The sequence below is a fragment of the [Clostridium] aminophilum DSM 10710 genome, assembly GCF_000711825.1.
In the GTDB taxonomy this organism is placed as follows: Bacteria; Bacillota; Clostridia; order Lachnospirales; family Lachnospiraceae; genus Clostridium_R; species Clostridium_R aminophilum.
In genome coordinates this window covers 66320-87865 of sequence record NZ_JONJ01000011.1, presented here as the reverse complement: position 1 = coordinate 87865, position 21546 = coordinate 66320, and the positions used below count along the sequence as shown (strand labels likewise).

Genomic DNA, 21546 nt, shown 5'->3' with positions numbered 1-21546 from the left:
TTATCCAAAATATTCTTGCATCAGGCTATCAAACAGTTTTTGTGTTTCTTCCAAGGACTTCTGGACGGCAACTTTTGATTTGTCGACTTGTCGAAGAAAATCAACGAAAGCTATTTGCTCCCCCATAGAAGCTTTATGTACTTTTAATCCCAAAAGGTCTTCTATTCGAATGTGGCTCGTAAGCATAGTCTGTACTTTCCCAAGAAGAATCTGTTCTTGAGATTTAATGGACCACATTAGAAACTCCGGTAGGAAGTCTTTAGAAGGCGTTAATGCCTTTAAGTCTTGATTTATTACCAAATCATTGGCACTTACTGCAATGCTAAATTTATGAAGCAGAGCTGCACTTCTTACAACAACTACTATAGATCCTTTGGGTATTAGTTTTGTCTTACCTCTATTTAATGCCTCTTCTGTTAGCCATAGTGCTCCTTCCGTGACCTGCGTACCTTTCACATCTCCTGACTTAATAAATGGGATATTACCACCATAAAACTCGGGATGTTGCATTGAAGGAGTTCCACCGCCTGTAATATTCGAACAACACTCTTCAAGTGTCATATTATTGTCAGCGTGATATCCAAAGAGCTCAACAAATCGGGCTTTGATAAGTTCATCTAATCTTTCTAATTCTTTCCGTCGTTGATCAATTATACCCCTAGTCTTATTAATCACATCAGATACTTTACGTTGTTTCTCTAGCGGTATTTCTGGCACTTTCAAGGCTGCAAGTACATCTATTTTTATTCCCTTAATCGTTGCACCACGTGCTTGTGAATTAAGAAATGCATAGTTTGCCTGTATTAGTTTGCAAAGATAATCCTTGTCCCACTTATCTTCAGCTATATCTAACAAAGAAATAATATCTTGGCTTGTTGACATGGGCACTTTATTTATTGCTACTTTTCCAACTCCAACACGTGTACCAACCATAATAGAATTTGCTGGTACAATCTTGGCTGCACTCTCGTTAATTGCCTTTTCTGTTATCCAGTCCACTGCATCATGATCGTTTATCTCTGAACCATTTAATGCAGTTGTAGTTATCCAAGGAATATTCCCATTGAAGTACTCAGAATTCCCCTTTGCTGGAGTTCCTCCAGACTGAAATTTACATATTTGACCCAATCTATATTCCATCTATCATCCCTACAAATCTTTCTTTTGATTCAAGAACATTTGTTTGGTATAATATTTTCAGTGCTACCAGTAATCACGGTAGGCGGTTAGTCCTTTTCCAGAGGACTGTGGCCTCTGTTCATCATAGAAATCTCAATTGAGAAATCTTTGTCGGAGGTATTTGCTTATGCTCACCATCAGTGACCTTATTGCAGTGCTTGCACTGTGTGGAACTTTCTTTAGTCTTGGTTACATGTTTGGCAAGCATGATTCCAAGACACAAAAATAACCGCCCATTGTCCTGCCAGACTGAGCGGTTATTTTATAATTGCTTAATATGATCCAGGGCTAACCGTCTACCGGTAGCACCTTTAATTAATACAATTTTATCATCACCGCTTATTATCGTCAAACAAATATTCAGTTGTAATATAGAATTACTTTGAGTGCCCCATGCGCACTCCTCGTTTCCTCTACAAATCTCAATTTAATTACTTGATAAAAATTCGAAAATTCCCAACGTCCACTTACCCTACTTCCATGCTTTATTTTTTACATATTTTTGGTTCTTACTATTAGGTTTTTCAGGGATCGTCATTACAATTTTTCCCTTTTCAAGCAAAGGTCTTAAATGGTAATCTGTGAAACTCTTCCTATTCTCAAGTTTTAGATAAGCCATCATTTCTTTCCTGCTTCTCGGAACAGAGCAAAACTCGACCAAGGCATCATCCTGTATACCATCTTGTATGCTATCTTGTATGCTATCTTGTATGGGCACCATCCATGATGCATCATCCTTCCCCCAGTTTTTATTTTTGAGCGTAGCATACAGCATGAACTCTGACTGACTATATTCTGGCTCTGGAAGACCAGCTTCAGCCGTTTTACCCTCATACCGCCTCCAAACTCAAACTCACAGATTCAGCAGCTTCTCCAGCTCATCCATCTCTTTTTCGATCTGGCTCTCCAGTTCGCGGATATTGGCCATGATCTCGGATGTCGGCGGATACTCAACTTTCTGATATTCAACTTCTTTATACTTGTTGATGGACAGGTCGTAATCATTTTCCTGAATCTCTTCTTTCGAAACCATGAAAGACTTTTCTGTGCGTTTCCGGTCTTTTTCCTGATCCAGATGTTTAAACCGTTCGATGATATCCGGAATGTCCGTTTCATCCACCGGAGTTCGCTTATCATCCAGACTGAAACCGTCTGCTGTCATATCATAGAACCATACCTGATCCGTTCCGCCGTGTCCGGTCTTGGTAAAGATCAGAATTGCCGTCGATACCCCGGCATACGGTTTAAATACGCCGGACGGCATGGAAATGACGGCTTCCAGACGGTTATCCTCCACAATCTTTTTCCGGATATCTTTGTGAGCCTTCGAAGAGCCAAAGAGAACGCCGTCCGGAACGATGCAGGCGCAGCGTCCGCCAACTTTCAGCATACGGAGGAACAATGCCAGGAACAAAAGCTCCGTCTTCTTGGTCTTGCAGACGCGGAGAAGATCCGCTGATACCGCATCGGCATCCAGACTTCCCTTAAAGGGCGGATTGGCCAGAATCAGCGAATACATCTCCTGATCCGGATTCTGTTCCGAAAGGCTGTCGCGGTACTCGATCACCGGATTCTCGATGCCATGGGTCATCATGTTCATGGCGCCGATGCGAAGCATGGTTCTTCCCACATCATATCCGGTGAACATGGTAGTTTTAAAATGCTCTTTTTTATTCTTGTCAAAGAAGATCTCTTCTTTTCTAACGTCCTTCAGATACTCTGCCGCCATAACAAGGAATCCCGATGTACCGCAGGCAGGATCGCAGATCGTGTCATCTGCCTTCGGATCTACCATTTCAACCATCATCCGAATGATGTGTCTCGGCGTGCGGAACATGCCGATTGCACCGGCTGCAGAAATCTTGTTCAGGAAATACTCGTATACATCTCCTCGCACATCAACCGATTGCGTACTGTTCATAAGATCGTAGATTTCATCCAGGGCATCGACCACCTTGGACAGAATCAGCGGCGTCGGAAGCTTAAAGATCGCCTCATCCATATACTTGGAATAGGCGCTGTTCTTATCGTCATGAAGATTCTTAATGAACGGAAAAACCCATTCCTGCATGACCGTGAACATTCTTCCTGCGGGAAAGTCACGGAAGACGGACCATTTGAGCTGTTTTCCGTCGATGGTCTGCGCTCCGATGGTCACTTCATCGGGAAAAATGCTCTGATACGGAAGACCAAGCATTGCGCACTCTTTCTCCCGCTTGTTGTCGGAATCATCCAGATCCCGGATAAACATGAGATAGGTAATCTGCTCAATGACTTCCAGAGGATTCGCCAGACCGCCTGCTGCAAAGATATCCCATATTCCGTCAATTTTATTTTTTAATTCACCGGTGATCATTTGTTACTCCCCCGTATTCCAAGTATATTTCGTATACCGGCCACCGCCGATCTTCCGAATTTCACCCTGTTTCAGCAAATTGTGATCATACTCTCGCCTGCCATTACCTCATCACAGAATCAATCGAACCCGATTGGATTGACAAAATGAGATAAAACCTCTTTGATTCTACTCTATTTAATTTTTCTCGTCAAAAGAATCCATTTTTTCAAACCGGATCAACTGACATGCGGCATCCAAAAGCGAATACCGCAGTGCTATGACAGGATCATAGTAAGAAAACAATGGAATATCCCAACCATCCAATACGGAAAGGAGAGATGAACAATTCTTTCACTCGTTTAACATTTTTTCGATTTTTTCAAAAAAACGCTAAGTGCAAAAAATCTTTGTCTGTAAGATACCTCCGGGATTGATTACGATAATGTTATACGACTGACACGAAAAGGAGGCAAAACATGAAAAAGTCAATCACTCTGGCTGCCGTCACGCTGTTAACGGCATCTGCCCTCGCCTGCAGCTCACCGGCCGGCACATCGGGAACTGTACCTGTCACCGGTGCTGCGGAAACCAATGCTCCGTCCAATGAAACGGAACCCGGGACGCCGAAAGAAGATTCAAAAGCCATAGCACTTACGGAGGAAAATATCCCTCAGGTGGATAAGACCCGCGGAATGATCCTTCCGCTGAACGGCTATCTGTCCCAGGAGATCAAGGTCGGGAATACCACGCGAACCGTGAAGCTATACATTGGAAAGGACGCACCGGTTCGCTGCTACATGACATGGGTCAATGTTCCGGATAATACCGATCCCTATGAATTCCTGAAGGAGACCGGTTGGGCGGATTATGCGGATGAAAAGAAAGAAGGCATCTTCCTGTTAGAGCCGGGAGAAGGCGGCTGGGGATCCCCTGATGAGGAAGCAGAATATCTGAACGCCGCGTTTGAAGCCTACAACACTCGCAAGTGGTACTCCAACTACTCCGAATCGTATATCGTCGGATACGGCAAGGGCGGCGCTGCCCTGCAGCAATTCGCGATGCTTCATCCGACGGCATTTATCGCCGGTGGCTTTGTCGACGCTGCGGACGGCATTTCGTCCGAGTTTATGTCTGCAAACGCAAAAGAGGTCAATGATGAACAGACGGAGATCCAACGCGGTTCGATCCCGATGCCCGTATGGGAGGTCGGCGGAAATGATGACGTCGTGAATTACTGGCTGGCGGCAAACCACTGCGCCGGAAAAAGTGAAGAAAAGAACGGGGACAGCGTTTACACGCAGACCGAAGAATGCCAGCAGACTTCTTATACCAAGGGAGTAACGTCAAAAGTGATTGTTTCTGACAAAAAAGAGGGCGCTGTACCGGCTGACTATACCGATTCGTTCATTGATTTTATGACTCAATACACCAAGTATGAAAATAAGTGGGCGGAAGGAAATGCCCTGATGCTTCGCCCCGATTACGAGAAAATGGGAGTAAAGTTCGTTCCCTTCGATCAGGACGGATATGCCCGCGAATATCTGGTGTATGTTCCGAAATCGGCTCCGGCCAAGGACATCCCGGTTGTGTACGTCATGGCCGGCAACACTCAGACTCCGCGCGTATTCTTTGACTGCACCGATTGGTGGCAGGTTGCGGATGATTATGGATTCATGGTTGTCATGCCGTCCGAGCAGTTCAACACAGCAGTTGACCTGACGTGGAACATCACCGGTTATCAGCAGGGTTCTGACACCGCCACCGCAGACGATGTAGCCTTCCTGAAATCCATCATGAAAGAAGTTTCGGCAAACTATCCGATCGACGCAAGCCGTCAGTACATGACCGGACAGTCCTTCGGTTCCATGTGGACCAACTGGTGCGCTCTTTATAATGACAAACCGTTTGCCGCATTTGGCTCCACTTCCGGTCTGATCAGTTTTGAGATTGATGACTCCGCAGGAAAAACTCCGGTTCCGGTATGGCAGTATTGCGGTGAACATGACATCTACAAATCCGATTATACGGTGGATGCGACGGAAGGATTTAACCTGAAAGCGACTGTGGAATACTTCCTCAAGCGCAACGGTCTTGGCGGGATCGGTGAGGAGACGATCACGAAAGAAGGCCGTTACACCACCAGCACCTGGAAGGACGCAAACGGCGTTCCGATGTATGTATTTACCGTTACCGGCGGCCGCAACCATAACTGCATTCCGGCAGAACCGCGTATGATCTGGGAGAAATGGTTCAGCAAGTGGTCCAAGGATGCGAACGGAAAACGGGTCTTCCGCGAATAGAAGCTTTTGCTTTTTGAAAAATATTGAAAAAACCGCCCAGCCACGTAATGCTGAGCGGTTTCATTCAATCCTTGATATGCTGAACCAGACTAAACGAAAAACCAGACGGAGAATACATACCGATAGACTTTGAAGAAGAATCCGTGACAATTCCGGCCGGCGAAGGTTTGAAGCCACGGCTCTCCAGCATTTCCCTTGCCTCATCAAAATCATCAACATTCATGCGGATTGTCATCATATCCTGTTTTGTTTTTCCGCTTTTAACGATGTCCACACAAAAGCCGTTTGCGTCCTTCATACGCACTCCGACGATGTCTTCACGTCCATCAAGCTCATCTTTTTTATGACGCTTCTCAAAGCCAAGTTCTTCAAACAGTTTTATGGTATTTTCAGGATCAGTTGTTACAATTAGCGGACTGAATGATGTGATTTTCATAAGTGTTCCTCCTAATCTGCACAAATTCGAAAATTTCATAAAAATAATGTTCTTTATCTTAAAGATACACCAACTCCCGTGACAGATTCAAGTCAGAAACAAAAAGGACAGCAAATGCCGTCGTGTTATAATAGGATCATAGTAAGAAAACACCGGAATACCCCGGTCCATAAACACAGAAAGGGGGATTGACCCGTCATGAAAAGCAGCATCGGACGCGCCTTAATGATATCAGCCGTGATCCTTTGTCTCATGCTTCTTTCCGTCTTGCCCCGTCTGGCTTTCTACCGCGAGATCGCGTCCCAGAGTGATGTTCTCCTGGACAGAGAGACCGGCCTGCCGTATCTCGAAGACATGGACTGCTATTACCACCTGCGGATGACAAGAGATCTTGCGTTATACGGGCATCCGGGAGATACGGTAAAAGACGGCGTGCCCTGGGACAGTTTCAGCTATGCTCCCGAAGGAAGAGACGCTTCCGACTACAAGCCCCTGATGGGATACCTTGCGATTGCCGCCAACCGCCTGATCTCCATTTTTGCTTCCCAGAGTCTGGAGCAGACGGCTTACTGGCTGAGTCCCTTCCTTTCTGTACTGGTGGTGATCCCGGTCTTCCTCCTCACCTTTGAGATGAGCGGGATGTTCGGAGCCATCGCGGCATCCGTATTGTCCGCCCTGAATTTAAGTTATCTGTACAATACGGTACCCGGATTCTATGATACCGACTGCGTAATCATCTGGTTGTCCTGTTTCTTCTTTTATTTCGGGGTGAAGCTTGTAAACGGCTGGCAGACAGAGAACCGTAAGACCGTGATCGTATACGGTCTCGCATTCTTTGTGAGCTTTATCGCTCTTTCGCAAAGCTGGTATGTCTATTATATGTTCCCGGTGATCTTTGCCGGAGCACTTCTCCTTTTCACGCTTCTCACATGGAAAAGTGACCGCGGAAAGCGGCCGTTCTCTTTTGCCCCGCTCCTGCTCTCCGCAGGGATTTTGGGCATACTCCTGATTCCGGAGAGGAATCTTTTCACAAACGTTCGCTCGATCGTTGGCCGGATCTTTTCCGGAGAAGAAAGCGGCGGCCTGTTCCCGAACGTCTTTTCCTCCATCAACGAGCTGCAGCCCCCGCTCCTCTGGGACGGAACGGTTTCCGATCTGTTCTGCCTGAACACGTTCTCGGAAACCGCCGGCATCATCAGCCTCTCGGGCGGAATCCTCTCCTTTTGTTCCGCTTTCGCTTGCAGCACAATCCTCATCCGGCGGATCATCCGGAAAGACGTCCGGTTCGAGTACCTTCTGCTTCTCCTCTGGTATGGAATCACGCTGGTACTCTCTTTTAAGGGAAAACGCTTTATCATGCTCTATTCCGGTCCCGCGGCGATTCTGGCAGGAAACCTGACCGTAACCGTCTGCGGCCGGACAGACCGGCAGAAGCGGAAGTTCCGGTCATTTTGTCCGAGGGTGATCCCGGTGCTTCTGCTGATTCCGGCACTTGGTGGCGTATGCGGCGTATACCGGTATATCTGCTCTGTCCCCGCAGAAGATGTCTGGTCACACAGGACGGTGGAGGACTGCCTTCTGAAAATCAGAGAGAATACGCCGGAGGATACCGTTCTGGCAACCTGGTGGGATTACGGATACTTTCTGGAAGACAAGGGCAAAAGAAGAACCCTTTTTGACGGAGGAAGCCAGACCGGCCAGCGCACCTTCTTCATTTCCAGAGCTTTTTCCACGGAAAATGAGGTCCTGTCGGCAAATATCTTCCGCATGCTTTCCGGCAGCGGAGACGCGGGCTACAGCCGGATGTTCTCCGCCTTCGGCGAAACGGAGGAAACGCTTCTCTTCATGGATGATCTGCTCTCCGGCAGCAAGCCGGATGCCCGGAAAAAACTCCTGAACCGAGACGTTTCTGAGGCTCAGGCCGACGAGATCACAGCTCTTCTTTTTCCGGAGAATCCGCCGCTTACGGAATGCGTCATCACCGGCGATATGCCGTGGATCTCCCACTGGTTCCCCATTTTCGGAAGGACCATGACGGAAAAGGCCAAAGAATCCGTAAGTTTTGCCTGGGAAGTGAATCGAATGCCGATTCACCTTTCCGAAAGCGGACGCACCGTCATTGACAGTGGGAACGGATATTATGTGATCCTTGAAAAGAGCGAACGCGGCTGGTCTGTCCGCACTTCTCTTTCGGAAGAACCTTCCGTGGAACAGCCGAAGCGTGTGGAACGGGTGATCTGCGCGGGACGTAACGGATGCAGAGAATATGCGCAGGAGCAGGATCTTTTGGAGAAACCTCCTGTTCCGGCAGAAACTCCCGCTCTGGCCCAAACTCCTGATCAGGCCGAAAAATCCGCGCTGACAGAAACTCCCAATCGGGATAAAGAAGCGGAACCTCGCTGGACGGTCATCCTTTCTGACAACGGGAATGATACCCTGTTTTCCATGGTGGCCTCCGACCTTGCCGACTCGGTCTTCGGAAAGCTGGTTTATCTCGGCGGAGAAGGCCTCTCCCGCTATAAGGCCGAGCCGGATCTCTCAAATGAGGTTCTGGTATACCGGATACTCGGATAGAGCGGTTTTTCATGCTGATACAGCGGAGAAAAAAACTCCCCACATCATATTACCGATGTCGGGAGTTTTCTTTCATTTGTCTTTATTATGTACAATTCCGTTATCACTCTTATCTCGTCAGGAAATTCTCCCCTCCAAAATCATAGAGATCGTCCACCAGAAGTTTTCTCGCCTCTTCCGCGTCTTTTTTCCGGATTGCCGCGATGATCTGGGCATGATGTCTTGTATCAAAGGCCAGCTCCGGATCGGTCTTATCCCAGTATGCCTGCGCATAGGCACGCTTCATCCGGGACATGCACCGCTCCAGTTCTTCGGATGCATACGTATTTCCCGCATATCCCAGAAGCGACATATGGAACTCCGTGTTGTATTCCCAATGCTCCCAGACATCGCGGTTCGCCGCGCGGCATTTTTCATCCAGTTTCTCCAGATGCTGGATCTGCTGCTCGGTGATCCGGCCGCAGATCTCATGGAGAAAGCCACCTTCCAGAATACAGCGGAAATGAATCATCTCGTAAATATCATCTTTGGTGAGACGAATCACCTCATATCCGTACCGCGGTATGCTGCGGAGCACACCCTCGGCACAGAGCGCCATCAGCGCCTCACGGACCGGTGATTTACTGCAGTCATATTTTTCAATCAGCTGTTTTTCATTCAGGATCTGTCCCGGACGATACTCCAGGGAAATGATATCTTCAAGAATTGAGCTGTATACCTGCTCTTTCAGACTCTTCTGTTCCATATTTTCTTCCTCATCGTCGTTTGTTCCATGTGCTTTTCCGCTATTTTAGCATTCTGCCCCGGTTCTATCCACTGTTTTTTGTCTGACAAAACCTCTGGTGACAGATTGGCGAAGAACGCTCAAACCTCCTTGACGAACCGCCTCTTTGGCGATAAATTATATGGGCTGTTCCAATCATCCTTCTTCACTTTCGGAGGTTATACTATGTCATGGTTTGAAATATTTCTGACCGGTGTCGGTCTGTCCATGGACGCCTTTGCCGTCTCCATCGGCAAGGGTCTGTCAATGAAAACATTTAACAAAGCAACCGCGCTGACCTGCGGACTGTGGTTCGGCATCTTTCAGGCGTTAATGCCGCTGGCCGGTTTCATGCTCGGCTTTCGCTTTCAGGGTGTGATCCAGAGCATCGATCACTGGATCGCCTTTGTTCTTCTGGCCCTGATCGGCGGAAACATGATCCGGGAGGCTCTTTCCGGTGAAGACGAGGAGGCCAGCGATGCGGTGGACGTAAAGACCATGTTTATCCTTGCCGTTGCCACCTCCATCGATGCGCTGGCCGTCGGCATCACTTATGCGTTTCTAAATGTCCGGATCGCTCCGGCAGTCTGTCTCATCGGTGTCACGACCTTTGTCATCGCCACCGGCGGCGTTGCGGTGGGCCACCTCTTCGGTAAGAAGTATGAACAGCGCGCCGAAATCTTCGGCGGCGTGATCCTTGTCGCCATCGGTTTAAAGATTCTTCTGGAGCACCTGTTCTTCGGCGGCTGATGTTTTGTTTTTCCGGATTTTCTGATAAAAATAAATACACAAAACCACCGACAGCGCAGATCCCAGCGGCGCCGCGATACCGAGGGCATAGAGCGTCTCCGGCCACAGGACGGATGCCAGCCATGCTCCCGGAATGCGGATTGTCACAATGGAGACCACATTGTGGACAAAAGAATAGACGGATCGCCCATACGCGCTGAAATACCCGCTGAAGCAGAAATGAATTCCCGCGATCATACAGTCAATGGCATACGTCCGGAAATACTGTCCCCCAAGGAGAACAACCTCCGGCTCACCGGATACAAACATCCCCACAATCGGTTCCGCGGCAAGCTGTGCGATGACAAAAACTGCAAGGCCATAGATCACGCAGACACGGATGCCGCCGGCAAGGGTCCTGTTTGCCCGGTCGTGGAATCCCGCACCTGCGTTCTGGGCCGCCATCGCCGATACCGTCGAGAGCATGGCTCCCGGAACCAGAAACAGAAAACTGATAATCTTCTCGACGATTCCCACCGCGGCCGCCACATGAACGCCGCGGCTGTTGGCGATGGCGGTGATCACGAGAAACGATATCTGAATAAAACCTTCCTGACAGGAAATCGGAAGACCGATTCCGAGAATTCTTCGGATCACGCTGCGATCCGGCCGGAAATGTTTCCCCGACATCCGGATTCCGATTCCTCTCCGCGCCATTGCCGCCAGTGCAAACAGGACGGAGAAGACCTGCGCGCCCACCGTCGCCGCAGCCGCGCCGGCCGCCCCCATTCCAAACAGCCCGATCAAAATGTAATCCGCACCGATATTGATGATTCCCGCCAGCGCGACAAAAAACATCGGACTTTTTGTGTCGCCTACGCCGCGGAAAATACCGCTGATCACATTATAGGCCGTGATAAACGGAACGCCGAAAATGCAGATCCGAAGATAATCCCGGGCCGGCCGGAATGCCTCCGGAGGCGTCTTTAGAACCGCCAGTGCACCGTCGGCCGTCAGAATCAGCACTGCGGTGAGAAGCACCGCAATCACCGAGAAGACCAGCACCGACCCGCCGATCGCCTTCGCGGCCGCCTCTTTGTCCTTACCGCCGATCGCATGACTCATCATAATCGTGGTTCCCATCGCAGCGCCCACAATCACCACCGTCAGAAAATGCATCACCTGACTGCCGATGGAGACAGCGGAAACCACTGCCGCCCCGTTAAAGCGTCCGGCGATAAAAAGATCCGCCATCCCGTAAAATGACTGCAGAAAACAGGCGGTCAGGTACGGAACTGCAAACCGGAACATCTTTTGAAATATGTTTCCACTGGTCAAATCAAGCTGCATATCTGTCCTCTTTCGTAAGAATAACGTGCAGATGCCGCAGGAATAATTGCGGAATAATTCCATTGACATTGACAGAATCCGGATTCAGAACTGGGAGCAGTCCGCATCCGCGTTCTGCTCCCAGTCCAGATAGTAATATCCTGATTCCTTCCGCGATCCCTTCCAATTCACTTCAGGACTGCAGGATCGCAGAAGGAATTGTCCTGAACTTATTTCAGAATCACTTTGCGGAAGTTCTTCTTACCTCTCTTGAATACCTTGCCCTCTGCCAGATCTGCCTTGGTGAAGGTGGCCTTAAAGTCGGTTACCTGTGTTCCTTCTACCGATACACCGCCCTGGGTTACATTTCTTCTCGCCTCGGAACGGGTTGCGCAGAGACCTGCCTTTACGAGAACGCCCAGGATATCGATGGTGTCTCCCTCAAAATCCGCCTCGGTCAGCTCTGTGGTCGGGATCTCCGCATCGGCGCCGCCGCCAAAGAGGGCTTTTGCCGCTGCTTCTGCCTTTTCGGTCTCTTCCTCGCCGTGAACCATGGTGGTCAGCTCATGGGCAAGGATTCTCTTTGCCTCATTCAGCTGGCTTCCCTCCCACTTGTCCATTTCTTCAATCTGCTCCAGCGGAAGGAAGGTCATCTTGCGCAGGAAGTTCAGAACATCGGCATCGTCGACATTGCGCCAGTACTGATAGAACTCATACGGTGTGGTCTTGTTGGCATCCAGCCATACCGCGCCGCCGGCCGTCTTACCCATCTTGGTGCCGTCATGCTTGAGAAGAAGCGCAATGGTCATGGCAAATGCGTCTTTTCCGAGTTTTCTGCGGATCAGGTCGGTTCCGCCCAGCATATTGGACCACTGGTCATCGCCGCCGAATTCCATGTTGCAGCCGTAATCCTCATAGAGACGAAGGAAATCGTAGCTCTGCATCAGCATGTAGCTGAACTCCAGGAAGGAAAGCCCCTTCTCCAGACGGTTTACATAGCATCTTGCGCGGAGCATCTCGTTGACGGAGAAACACGGTCCGATCTCTCTCATGAAATCGAGGAAATTCAGATTTCTCAGCCAGTCCGCGTTGTTGACGATTCTTGCCTTTCCCTCACCGAACTCGATGAAGCGGCTCATCTGCTTCTTGAAGCACTCAACGTTATGGTCAATGGTCTCGATGGTCATCATGGAACGCATGTCGGTTCTTCCGGATGGATCACCGATCATTGCGGTACCGCCGCCCACCAGCGCAATCGGCTTGTTGCCGGCAAGCTGAAGTCTCTTCATCAGGGTCAGTGCCATGAAGTGTCCGACATGAAGACTGTCTGCAGTCGGGTCGAAGCCGATGTAGAATGTTGCCTTTCCGTTGTTGACGAGATCGCGGATCTTGTCCTCGTCGGTTACCTGTGCCAGAAGTCCTCTTGCCTGAAGTTCCTCGTAGATCTGCATGTTGATTCTCCTTTTATTGATATCTTTTTAATAATTATAATTGCAAAACCACTAGGCTCGAAAACACCTCGCCAAGTGGTTTTCCATGGTACGCACTAAGCTCGAAAACACCTCGCTAAGTGCTCCACCAAAAAACTCCGTCCTCTATGCCGTTCGGCATAAAGGACGGAGCATATCACTTCGTGTTACCACCTTTATTCACGATCCGCTCACACGGACCGCCTCAGCGGGTTCTTTGCATTCCTGACCATCCACGGTTCATATATGGTTTCATCCTTAATCATTCATGACTGAGGATCCGGCCGGCAATGCCTCAAACCTCTGCGCTCTAACGCGCGCTCACGCTGCAGCCTATGTTCTGGGCTCACCGGACCCGGTCGTCGTCCCGTCTGGAAACCGAATCTACTTCGATCACTCGAATATCCGATCCCCGTTTCACGGTTCTTCCGCCGTCCTTGCCGCATCCCCTTCGGTGCAGAGCTCCGGAATGTATTCCTTCCTGCAGTTTCACGCGCCTCTCACCATCCGGCAGCTCTCTTTGTGTCTTTCAGAAAGTACTTGTTTCCTTCAAAGCCTTTTCTCTGCGATTATAGGGGATGAAAACAGCAAAGTCAAGAAAACGGATTATTTTTCCGGTCTTCCGTAGATATCCCGCTTTTCCGGGAATTCAAAACGGACAAGCTGACAGTTTCGGATGCCGAAACTGCTGAATTCTTCATTTGTCATATCTTCAAAGTACGACCGCACGACGCGCGAAATGCCGTTATGCGCGACGATCAGCGTCGTCCGTCCCGTCTCTTTTGTATCCTGTTCGATCTCGTCGATGACGCTGTAGATCCGGTGAGAGAGATGCAGCATGGTCTCGCCGCCGTCAAAGGAATGGATGAAGTTCTGCTTTGCCGCGCGGAACTCGGCCCCGTTTCTCGGCGATGTGGACTCAAACCGGCCGAAATTCTGCTCTGTCAGCCGCTCCTCTTTCGCCCACGGAATGCCGGTTTCCTTCGAGATGATCTCCGCGGTATCGCTTGCCCTCGAGAGCGGGGACGCGAGGATCCGGTCGATATGAATCTCGCCCGTTTCCATCATGGCACGAATCGTCCTTCCCAGCTCCGCTGCCTGCTTTTTGCCGAGCTCCGTCAGCGCGATGTCCGTTGCGCCGCAGATCTTATCTTCCGCGTTCCAGATGGTCTGCCCGTGTCTTGTAAAATAGAGAAATCCCATGTATGCATTCCTTTCTTTATCTGATGATCGTTTTTGCGGCTTTCCGTCAGCCTGCGACGCCGCTCTTTACGCAGGGCGGGACTTCCTGCAGTTTCGTTGTCCTTCCTGCAGTTTTATCCTTCCTGTGTCCGCCGCGTCGGTGCGCTCAATCTGCGATTCATCCGCACTTTACGGGGCGTCCTTCCCGCTGCTTTCTATCCTCAGGCTTCCTCGATCGCTTTCCGCAGTGTATTCATGACCCGCTTCTTATCACCGCTCCAGAGCGGGGCAATCAGAAGCTTCTTCGGCCCGTCCCCGGTGATCCGGTGGACAACGGTCTCGTCCGGAAGAAGTTTCAGGCACCGGACCACAACATCACAGTATTCTTCCAGTGAAAAAACCGGAAACGGATCCTTCCGGTATTCTTCGGCGAGCTGTGTCCCCTCCAGAACATGGAGAAGCTGAAGTTTAATCCCGTCCAGCACCGGAGAGAGTGAAGCCAGATACCGGACCGTCTCCAGCATATCATCCACCGTTTCGCCCGGAAGTCCCAGAATCACATGAACGATCACGGTGAAACCGGCCGCCTTCAGGCGGCGGTAGGCGTCTTCAAACACATTCAGAGAATATCCTCTGTGTACCCTTTTTGCGGTCTTTTCGTGGATTGTCTGCAGTCCCAGCTCCACCCACACCGGTTTTTTCCGGTTTAATTGAGACAGTCCCTCCACCATATCATTACTGAGACAGTCCGGTCTGGTCCCGATCGAGACGGCGCAGACCTGCGGCTGCTCCATCGCCTCCCGAAATTTCCCGAGAAGCGTATCCGTATCGCCGTAAGTCGATGTAAAGGACTGAAAATAAGCAATGTACTTCCGCTCTTCCAGCGGAATCTTCGCGGAGATCTTGCCGTCCACCCGCGCTCTCGCCTGACGGATCTGTTCGGTGACCGACCCGCCTGCCGTGGCAAAGTCTCCGGAGCCGCCTTCCGAGCAGAAGGTACAGCCGCCGTAACCGAGGGTTCCGTCCCGGTTCGGACAGGTAACCCCTGCCGAGAGGGAGAGCTTATAAACTTTTGTGCCGAACTGCTCCTTCAGGGCGTCCGACAGTGTCCTGTATTTCATGCCGTGTCATTCCTTCGCCTTGTGCGTCTTCCTCTGCCTTATCTTTCACCGCCGTCAGACGGTAGAACTCATCCACGAGCTCTTTGGTCTTCTCAAACATCGCCGTGCAGTCCGGATACCGTTTTCCCTTTTCCTCATAGATAAACTGCGGCACGCCTGCGCCGACCATGTGAAGCTTCTTCGCATATTTTGCGACAAATTCCGGGATTCCCGACGGATCAAGGTCCGCTTTCGGGTACATCGTAATGACGATCTCCTGATTCCGGATTTCGATCAGGGACATTCCCGCCCTGTGCGCATGAGCGCGAAGAAGCGAAACCTTCAGAAGGTTATCCACCGGCGTCGGGATATCGCCGTACCGGTCGATCAGCTCGTCCTGCATATCTGAGCAGTCCTCATCATCCGCAAATGCCGAGATCCGCTTGTAGATATCCAGTTTCTGGAACTCATTCGGAATGTACTTCGGCGGAATGAAGGCGCTGATGTCGCATTTGATCTCCGTGATAAATTCATCGTCTTCGACCTTCTCTCCCTTCAGAAGAAGAACCGCCTCATTCAGGAGCTTGCAGTACAGGTCATAGCCAACTTCCTGCATATGGCCGGACTGCTTCGCGCCGAGGACATTTCCCGCTCCGCGGATCTCCAGATCGCGCATTGCGACTCGGATTCCCGAGCCGAGCTCCGTGAAATCGCGGATCGCGGCAAGGCGCTTTTCCGCCACCTCTTTCAGGATCATGTTTCTCCGGTACATCAGGAAGGCAAAGGAGGTACGGTTCGTTCTTCCGACTCTTCCCCGCAGCTGATACAGCTGGGAAAGTCCCATCTTATCGGCATCGTGAATGATGATCGTGTTGGCGTTCGGAATGTCCAATCCGGTCTCAATGATGGTCGTGCAGACCAGAACGTCGATCTCGCCGTTCACAAAATCCATCATGATGTTTTCCAGCTCGTGCTCTTTCATCTGACCATGCGCATAGACCACCCGCGCTTCCGGCACCAGCGCCTGAATCTTTGTCGTGATCTCATCGATATCGCCGACCCGGTTGTGGACATAGTAGACCTGACCGTGGCGCGCCATTTCTCTCCGGATTGCCTCGCGGATAATCTCGTCGCTGTACTCCATGACATAGGTCTGAATCGGCAGACGGTCCACCGGAGCCTCTTCCAGAACACTCATGTCACGGATTCCGGCCAGCGACATGTGGAGAGTCCGCGGAATCGGCGTTGCGGACAGCGTCAGAACGTCGACATTTTCCCGTAGCTTCTTGATACTCTCTTTATGCTTTACGCCGAACCGCTGCTCCTCATCGACGACGAGAAGGCCGAGGTTCTTGAACTTCACATCTTTCGAGAGAATGCGGTGCGTCCCGATCACGATGTCCACCGTGCCCTTTTTCAGCCCTTCCACCGTCTTCTTCATCTCGGACGGTGTGCGGAACCGGCTCATCAGCTCGATGTTGACCGGAAAATCCTTCATTCGCTGGATAAACGTGTTGTAATGCTGCTGGGCGAGGATCGTCGTCGGCACGAGGACCGCCACCTGACGTTCTTCCTGAACGGCCTTAAATGCCGCGCGAATCGCGATCTCCGTCTTTCCGAAGCCCACGTCGCCGCAGATCAGGCGGTCCATGATTTTCGTGCTCTCCATGTCCCGCTTGGTGTCCTCGATGGCCGCGAGCTGATCGTCGGTCTCCTCGAACGGGAAAGAATCCTCAAACTCATGCTGCCATACGGTGTCCGGCCCGAAGGCATATCCGGCCCCGTTCTGGCGCTTGGCATAGAGCGCCACAAGGTCCTTTGCGACCTCCTCGACTTCCTTCTTGACCTTTGTCTTGGTCTTCTTCCACTCCGTACCGCCGAGTTTGGACAGCTTCGGCACTTTCTCCGCGTCGCCGCCCGCGTATTTCTGAATCTTGTCGAGCATCGTCGCCGGAACGTAGAGAACATCCGTGTCGCGGTAATCGATTTTGATATAGTCCTTTTCCGTGCCGTTGGAGCGGATCTTCTCGATTCCGCGGTAAATGCCGAGTCCGTAGGTCTCGTGAACGACATAGTCTCCCACCGAGAGTTCGGTAAAACTCTGGATGGACCGGCCGCTGTATTTCTTCTGCGGCTTTTTCCGCTTCTGCCGGTTCGCCCCGAAGATATCATTTTCCGTAATAACCACAAAACGGATCATCGGATATTCAAAGCCGCGGTGGAGATTGCCCGCCACTACCATGATCTCGCCGGGATTTACCCGGTGCTCCGCGCTCTCCGGACTGAACGCCCGGAATTCGTAATCCCGGAGATCCGCAGCCAGACGCTGCGCTCTCGCCGTCGAGCCGGCCACAAGAACCATGCGGTAATTCCGGCTCTGCCATTTCTTCAGATCTTCAATAAGAAGAGGAAAATTATTCTGATAGGACTGCACGCTCCGGGTGGTCAGCGAGACCTTTGTCTTCGGCGCCATCCCGGTGACTTTCTGCTCGATGGACATCATCATCACAGTGCGGGCTCCGCTCATCATCGCCATCGTCTTTTTCGCGCTGAAGAGGAAATCCGCCTGCCCCGGAAGAATCGCCCCCATCAGGATCCGCTGCTGCATACTGTCGGCAAATTCCTGCTCCACGACTTCCGCCCGCTCCTTCAGATGCTGCGGCTCATCGAGAAAGACGTCCGTATTCTCCGGGAAATAATCCAGAAATGACACCGTATCCTTTGTGAAATACCGGATGAAGCTGGCAAGGCCGTGAACGGACATTTTCTCCCGGAGGCTCTCTACTACCTCGCCCACACTCTGGGTGAGGCGGAAGGCTTCTTCATTTTTCATCTGGTCCCGGAACGCCTTCACGTTCTTATCCCGCTCTTTTTCGATTTTCCCCAGACCCTTTTCGATCATCTCATCGCCGAGAACAATCTCGGTCGCCGGGAAAATGTAGGCTTCGGACACGGTATCCACCGACCGCTGTGTCTCCGGGTCAAAAGTGCGGATGGAGTCGATCTCGTCGCCCCAAAGCTCAATCCGGTACGGCACCTCCGCCGTCAGCGGGAACACGTCCAAAATGCCGCCGCGCACGGAAAACTGACCGGTGCCGTCCACCTCCGCCGTCCTCTCGTATCCGAGCGCCGAGAGTTTTTTTGCCATATCCGCAAGATCGAGTTGTATGGCTCCCCGGATCGTGATCGCGCGGGATGCCAGCATCTCCAGCGGAAGCAAATGTTCCATCAGCGCATCGACGGTCGTCACCACGATGCCGCTCTTTTTGGAAGACAGCGCCTCCAGCACCCGGATCCGCTGCCGGGTCAGAAGGTTCCCGTGGATGTCCGAGTTATAGAACAGAAGATCGCGGGCCGGGTAGATCATCACATCCCGGCGAAAACAGCGGAAATCTTCCGCGATGGATTTTGCCTTCAGCTCGTCCTCCGCGATGATCAGTGTCCAGCCCTCGTCTTTCCGTTCCGTTGCCAGTTCCGCCGCCAGATGAACCTTCTGTGACTCGACGGTTCCGGAGACCATGACCGGGCCTTTTCCCTTCTCCAGTGCCTCCCGCAGTGCTTCGTACTCCGCCAGCTCATGCAGCGGATTTTCAAAGATTGCTCCCATATCACTCCTTCGGAATGTGTTTTCCGTTCTTTTCGCTGTTATCCTTCCTCGCCGCGCCGTTAAAACCGCTCATCGCTTTCTGGATGCCGTCCGTGATCACGGCGCAGGCCGCCTCCGCTCCATCCCGGTATGCTTCTTCCATCACTTTCCGGGTTACCTGGTCAAAATGTCCAAGAACATAATCGGCCAGATCCATCTGACTCGGTTTCATGCCGATTCCGATCCGGACTCTCGGAAAATCCTGCGTTCCGAGGTGCTGGATCAGGCTCTTGATTCCGTTGTGACCGCCGGCGCTGCCCTTTCCGCGGACACGGATCATACCCGGCTCCAGGGAGATATCGTCATAGATGACGATAAAATGATCCGGTTCAACCTTATAGTAATCCATCAGCGGGCGGATGCACTCGCCGCTGTTGTTCATAAAAGTCAGGGGTTTGACCAGAATCACTTTTTCTCCTTCGATCATCCCCTTCCCGAAGATTCCCTTGAATTTGCTCTCATTCAGCGTAATCCCCAGACGGTCCGCCAGCTGGTCAATGGTGTCGAATCCCACGTTGTGTCTGGTATGTTCGTATTCTCTTCCCGGATTTCCGAGTCCTGCGATAATGTACATATTTACATTTCTCCAATCTGTATCTTCTGAACGTTCCTTTTCATCGGTCAACCCGAAGAGCTTTCGCAGTAAATTCACGTTTCATCCCTCTTCGCGCACCTGTTCCAGGGCACGACTTTATGCGCCGAATCCCCGTCTTCCGGAAATCCGCCGCCTGCCATTTCAATATTTACATGTAGGTATTCTACTTCATGACCGGGAAACTTGCAAACGGATTTCCTCTGATTCGGACCGTGTCCGGAGCCGTGTCGGGCGGCTGTTTCAGACTCATAGCCGGACCGATCATTTTCCTGTTGACAAATCAATATTCGCATGATATATTGTGGAAGTTTGTGTGCCACACAATTTTTTCATCAAATTGACTTATTTTAAGGGTAATACTATACTTTTTTTGGGGATTATCCCTATGTATTCGTATACGCTTTTTACCCTTTCCGAAAGAGGTACATAATATGAACAATTCCGAAAATGCATCCCGCCGCGCCGACGTCATCATTATCGGTGCCGGTCCTTCCGGTATCTTCTGCGCTTACGAACTCAAGAAACAGCGCCCGGACCTCTCCATCGTCATGATTGAAAAAGGACGTTCCATTGAAAAGAGAATCTGTCCGAAGAGAAAAACCGGTGTCTGCGCGCACTGTCTGCCGTGTTCCATTACCACAGGATTTTCCGGCGCAGGAGCATTTTCCGACGGCAAGCTTTCCCTCTCCCCGGATGTCGGCGGCAATCTGCCGGAAATCCTCGGCTATGAGGAAGCGGCCAAACTCATTCACGAGTCCGACGAGATCTACCTCGAATTCGGTGCCGATCCGGGCATCTACGGCATTGACAAGCAGGAGGAGATCGATGAGATCCGCCGCCGCGCCATCATTGCCGACTTAAAACTCATCGAATGTCCGATCCGCCACCTCGGAACCGAGGAGGGATACAAAATCTATTCCCGCATGCAGGAACACCTCGCGAAGATCGGCGTGGAGATGATCTTCCAGACGAGCGTCAAAAACATCATTGTGGATAACGGACAGGCCGTCGGTGTCATCACCGACAAGGACGAGATCTTCTACGGAAAAGAGATCGTGTCCGCCATCGGCCGTGACGGCTCCGACTGGTTCTCCCACATCTGTGAGGAACACAACATCGAGACAAAGGTCGGCACCGTGGATATCGGCGTCCGCGTCGAAGTCCGCGATGAGGTCATGAAATTCCTGAATGAAAACCTCTACGAGGCAAAGCTCGTATATTACACACCGACCTTCGACGACAAGGTACGCACCTTCTGCACCAACCCGTCCGGCGAGGTCGCAACCGAATATTATGACGACAATCTGGCGGTGGTCAACGGCCATGCGTATAAGTCCAAGGAATTCAAGACACGCAACACAAACTTTGCGCTTCTTGTCTCCAAGAATTTCACCAAGCCGTTCCACACACCGATCGAGTACGGAAAGTACGTCGCCCATCTGAGCAATATGCTGTGTGACGGCCGCATTCTTGTACAGCGGTACGGCGACCTGCGCCGCGGACGCCGCACCACCGAGGAGAGACTTTACCGCAACAACCTCATCCCGACCCTGAAGGATGCCGTTCCGGGCGATCTCTCCCTCGTCCTTCCTCACCGGATTCTGGTGGATATCGAGGAAATGCTCCAGGCCCTCGACAAGGTAACGCCGGGTATCGCCAGCGATGAGACACTCCTCTACGGCGTGGAGGTTAAGTTCTACTCCAACAAAGTCATGGTTGACCGTGATTTTGAGACCAGCATCAAGGCGCTTCGCGCCATCGGCGACGGCGCATCCGTAACCCGCGGTCTTCAGCAGGCAAGCGCAAACGGACTGTCGGTTGCAAGAAGCATTCTGAAGGCCGGAAGAGTCTGATCCCTTACCGGAGTAACGTAAAGTTCATAGTGCAACGTTCGCAAGCGGACTGA

15 protein-coding genes are annotated in these 21546 nt (G+C 51.2%); 4 read left to right on the top strand and 11 right to left on the bottom strand.

Annotation, left to right across the window (positions count from 1 at the left end):
* From BR86_RS0109170 to BR86_RS0109155, 3 genes are all read right to left on the bottom strand, one after another.
* Entirely contained in the window at window positions 1–1140 is a 1140-nt protein-coding gene (locus BR86_RS0109170) for a restriction endonuclease subunit S (RefSeq protein WP_031473256.1), read from the bottom strand.
* 511 nt (window positions 1141–1651) lie between these two features.
* Window positions 1652–1900 (bottom strand): Fic family protein, encoded by a 249-nt coding sequence (locus BR86_RS16680; protein WP_051684711.1) that lies wholly within the window; start codon window positions 1898–1900, stop codon window positions 1652–1654.
* A 132-nt stretch (window positions 1901–2032) separates the two neighbouring features.
* Entirely contained in the window at window positions 2033–3535 is a 1503-nt protein-coding gene (locus tag BR86_RS0109155) for a type I restriction-modification system subunit M (RefSeq protein WP_031473252.1), read from the bottom strand.
* Window positions 3536–3993: 458 nt separating this feature from the next.
* Here BR86_RS0109155 and BR86_RS0109150 point away from each other — a divergent pair, with 458 nt between their 5' ends.
* Complete coding sequence (locus tag BR86_RS0109150; RefSeq protein ID WP_031473250.1) at window positions 3994–5817, top strand: CE1 family esterase; 1824 nt, start codon at window positions 3994–3996, stop codon at window positions 5815–5817.
* Window positions 5818–5881: 64 nt separating this feature from the next.
* Here the strand turns inward: BR86_RS0109150 and BR86_RS0109145 are convergent, their stop codons facing one another.
* A complete protein-coding gene (locus tag BR86_RS0109145) occupies window positions 5882–6253 on the bottom strand; it encodes a VOC family protein (RefSeq protein ID WP_031473248.1) in 372 nt (123 codons plus the stop codon).
* A gap of 198 nt (window positions 6254–6451) precedes the next feature.
* Here BR86_RS0109145 and BR86_RS0109140 point away from each other — a divergent pair, with 198 nt between their 5' ends.
* A complete protein-coding gene (locus BR86_RS0109140) occupies window positions 6452–8827 on the top strand; it encodes an STT3 domain-containing protein (RefSeq protein WP_031473246.1) in 2376 nt (791 codons plus the stop codon).
* 109 nt (window positions 8828–8936) lie between these two features.
* Here BR86_RS0109140 and BR86_RS0109135 read toward each other — a convergent pair whose 3' ends face one another.
* A complete protein-coding gene (locus tag BR86_RS0109135; protein WP_031473244.1) occupies window positions 8937–9572 on the bottom strand; it encodes a GntR family transcriptional regulator in 636 nt (211 codons plus the stop codon).
* Window positions 9573–9776: 204 nt separating this feature from the next.
* Here BR86_RS0109135 and BR86_RS0109130 point away from each other — a divergent pair, with 204 nt between their 5' ends.
* On the top strand, window positions 9777–10340 hold the full coding sequence (locus tag BR86_RS0109130; RefSeq protein WP_031473242.1) for a manganese efflux pump MntP: 564 nt from the start codon (window positions 9777–9779) through the stop codon (window positions 10338–10340).
* Here BR86_RS0109130 and BR86_RS0109125 read toward each other — a convergent pair.
* The 6 genes from BR86_RS0109125 to pth form a co-directional block, all read right to left on the bottom strand.
* Window positions 10302–11669, bottom strand: a complete 1368-nt coding sequence (locus BR86_RS0109125) for an MATE family efflux transporter (RefSeq protein WP_051684710.1) — start codon at window positions 11667–11669, stop codon at window positions 10302–10304. The two genes, BR86_RS0109130 and BR86_RS0109125, sit on opposite strands and share 39 nt — an antisense overlap.
* Window positions 11670–11878: 209 nt before the next feature.
* Window positions 11879–13099 carry a tyrosine--tRNA ligase gene (tyrS, locus tag BR86_RS0109115; protein WP_031473238.1) on the bottom strand — a complete coding sequence of 407 codons (1221 nt, stop codon included), beginning with the start codon at window positions 13097–13099 and terminating at the stop codon, window positions 11879–11881.
* Window positions 13100–13723: 624 nt separating this feature from the next.
* Window positions 13724–14320 carry a histidine phosphatase family protein gene (locus BR86_RS0109105; protein ID WP_031473236.1) on the bottom strand — a complete coding sequence of 199 codons (597 nt, stop codon included), beginning with the start codon at window positions 14318–14320 and terminating at the stop codon, window positions 13724–13726.
* 200 nt (window positions 14321–14520) lie between these two features.
* Window positions 14521–15420 carry a tRNA modification radical SAM protein MnmL/YtqA gene (gene mnmL / locus BR86_RS0109100; RefSeq protein ID WP_031473234.1) on the bottom strand — a complete coding sequence of 300 codons (900 nt, stop codon included), beginning with the start codon at window positions 15418–15420 and terminating at the stop codon, window positions 14521–14523.
* Window positions 15362–19006: a transcription-repair coupling factor gene (gene mfd, locus BR86_RS0109095; protein WP_075034477.1), complete on the bottom strand. Its 3645-nt coding sequence runs from the start codon at window positions 19004–19006 to the stop codon at window positions 15362–15364. The genes mnmL and mfd overlap by 59 nt, the downstream gene beginning before the upstream one ends.
* Window position 19007: 1 nt before the next feature.
* Window positions 19008–19619 carry an aminoacyl-tRNA hydrolase gene (gene pth, locus BR86_RS0109090; RefSeq protein WP_031473230.1) on the bottom strand — a complete coding sequence of 204 codons (612 nt, stop codon included), beginning with the start codon at window positions 19617–19619 and terminating at the stop codon, window positions 19008–19010.
* 452 nt (window positions 19620–20071) lie between these two features.
* On the opposite strand from pth, the gene BR86_RS0109080 reads away from it, so the two are divergent.
* Window positions 20072–21493 (top strand): NAD(P)/FAD-dependent oxidoreductase, encoded by a 1422-nt coding sequence (locus BR86_RS0109080; RefSeq protein ID WP_031473228.1) that lies wholly within the window; start codon window positions 20072–20074, stop codon window positions 21491–21493.
* Window positions 21494–21546: the final 53 nt, after the last annotated feature.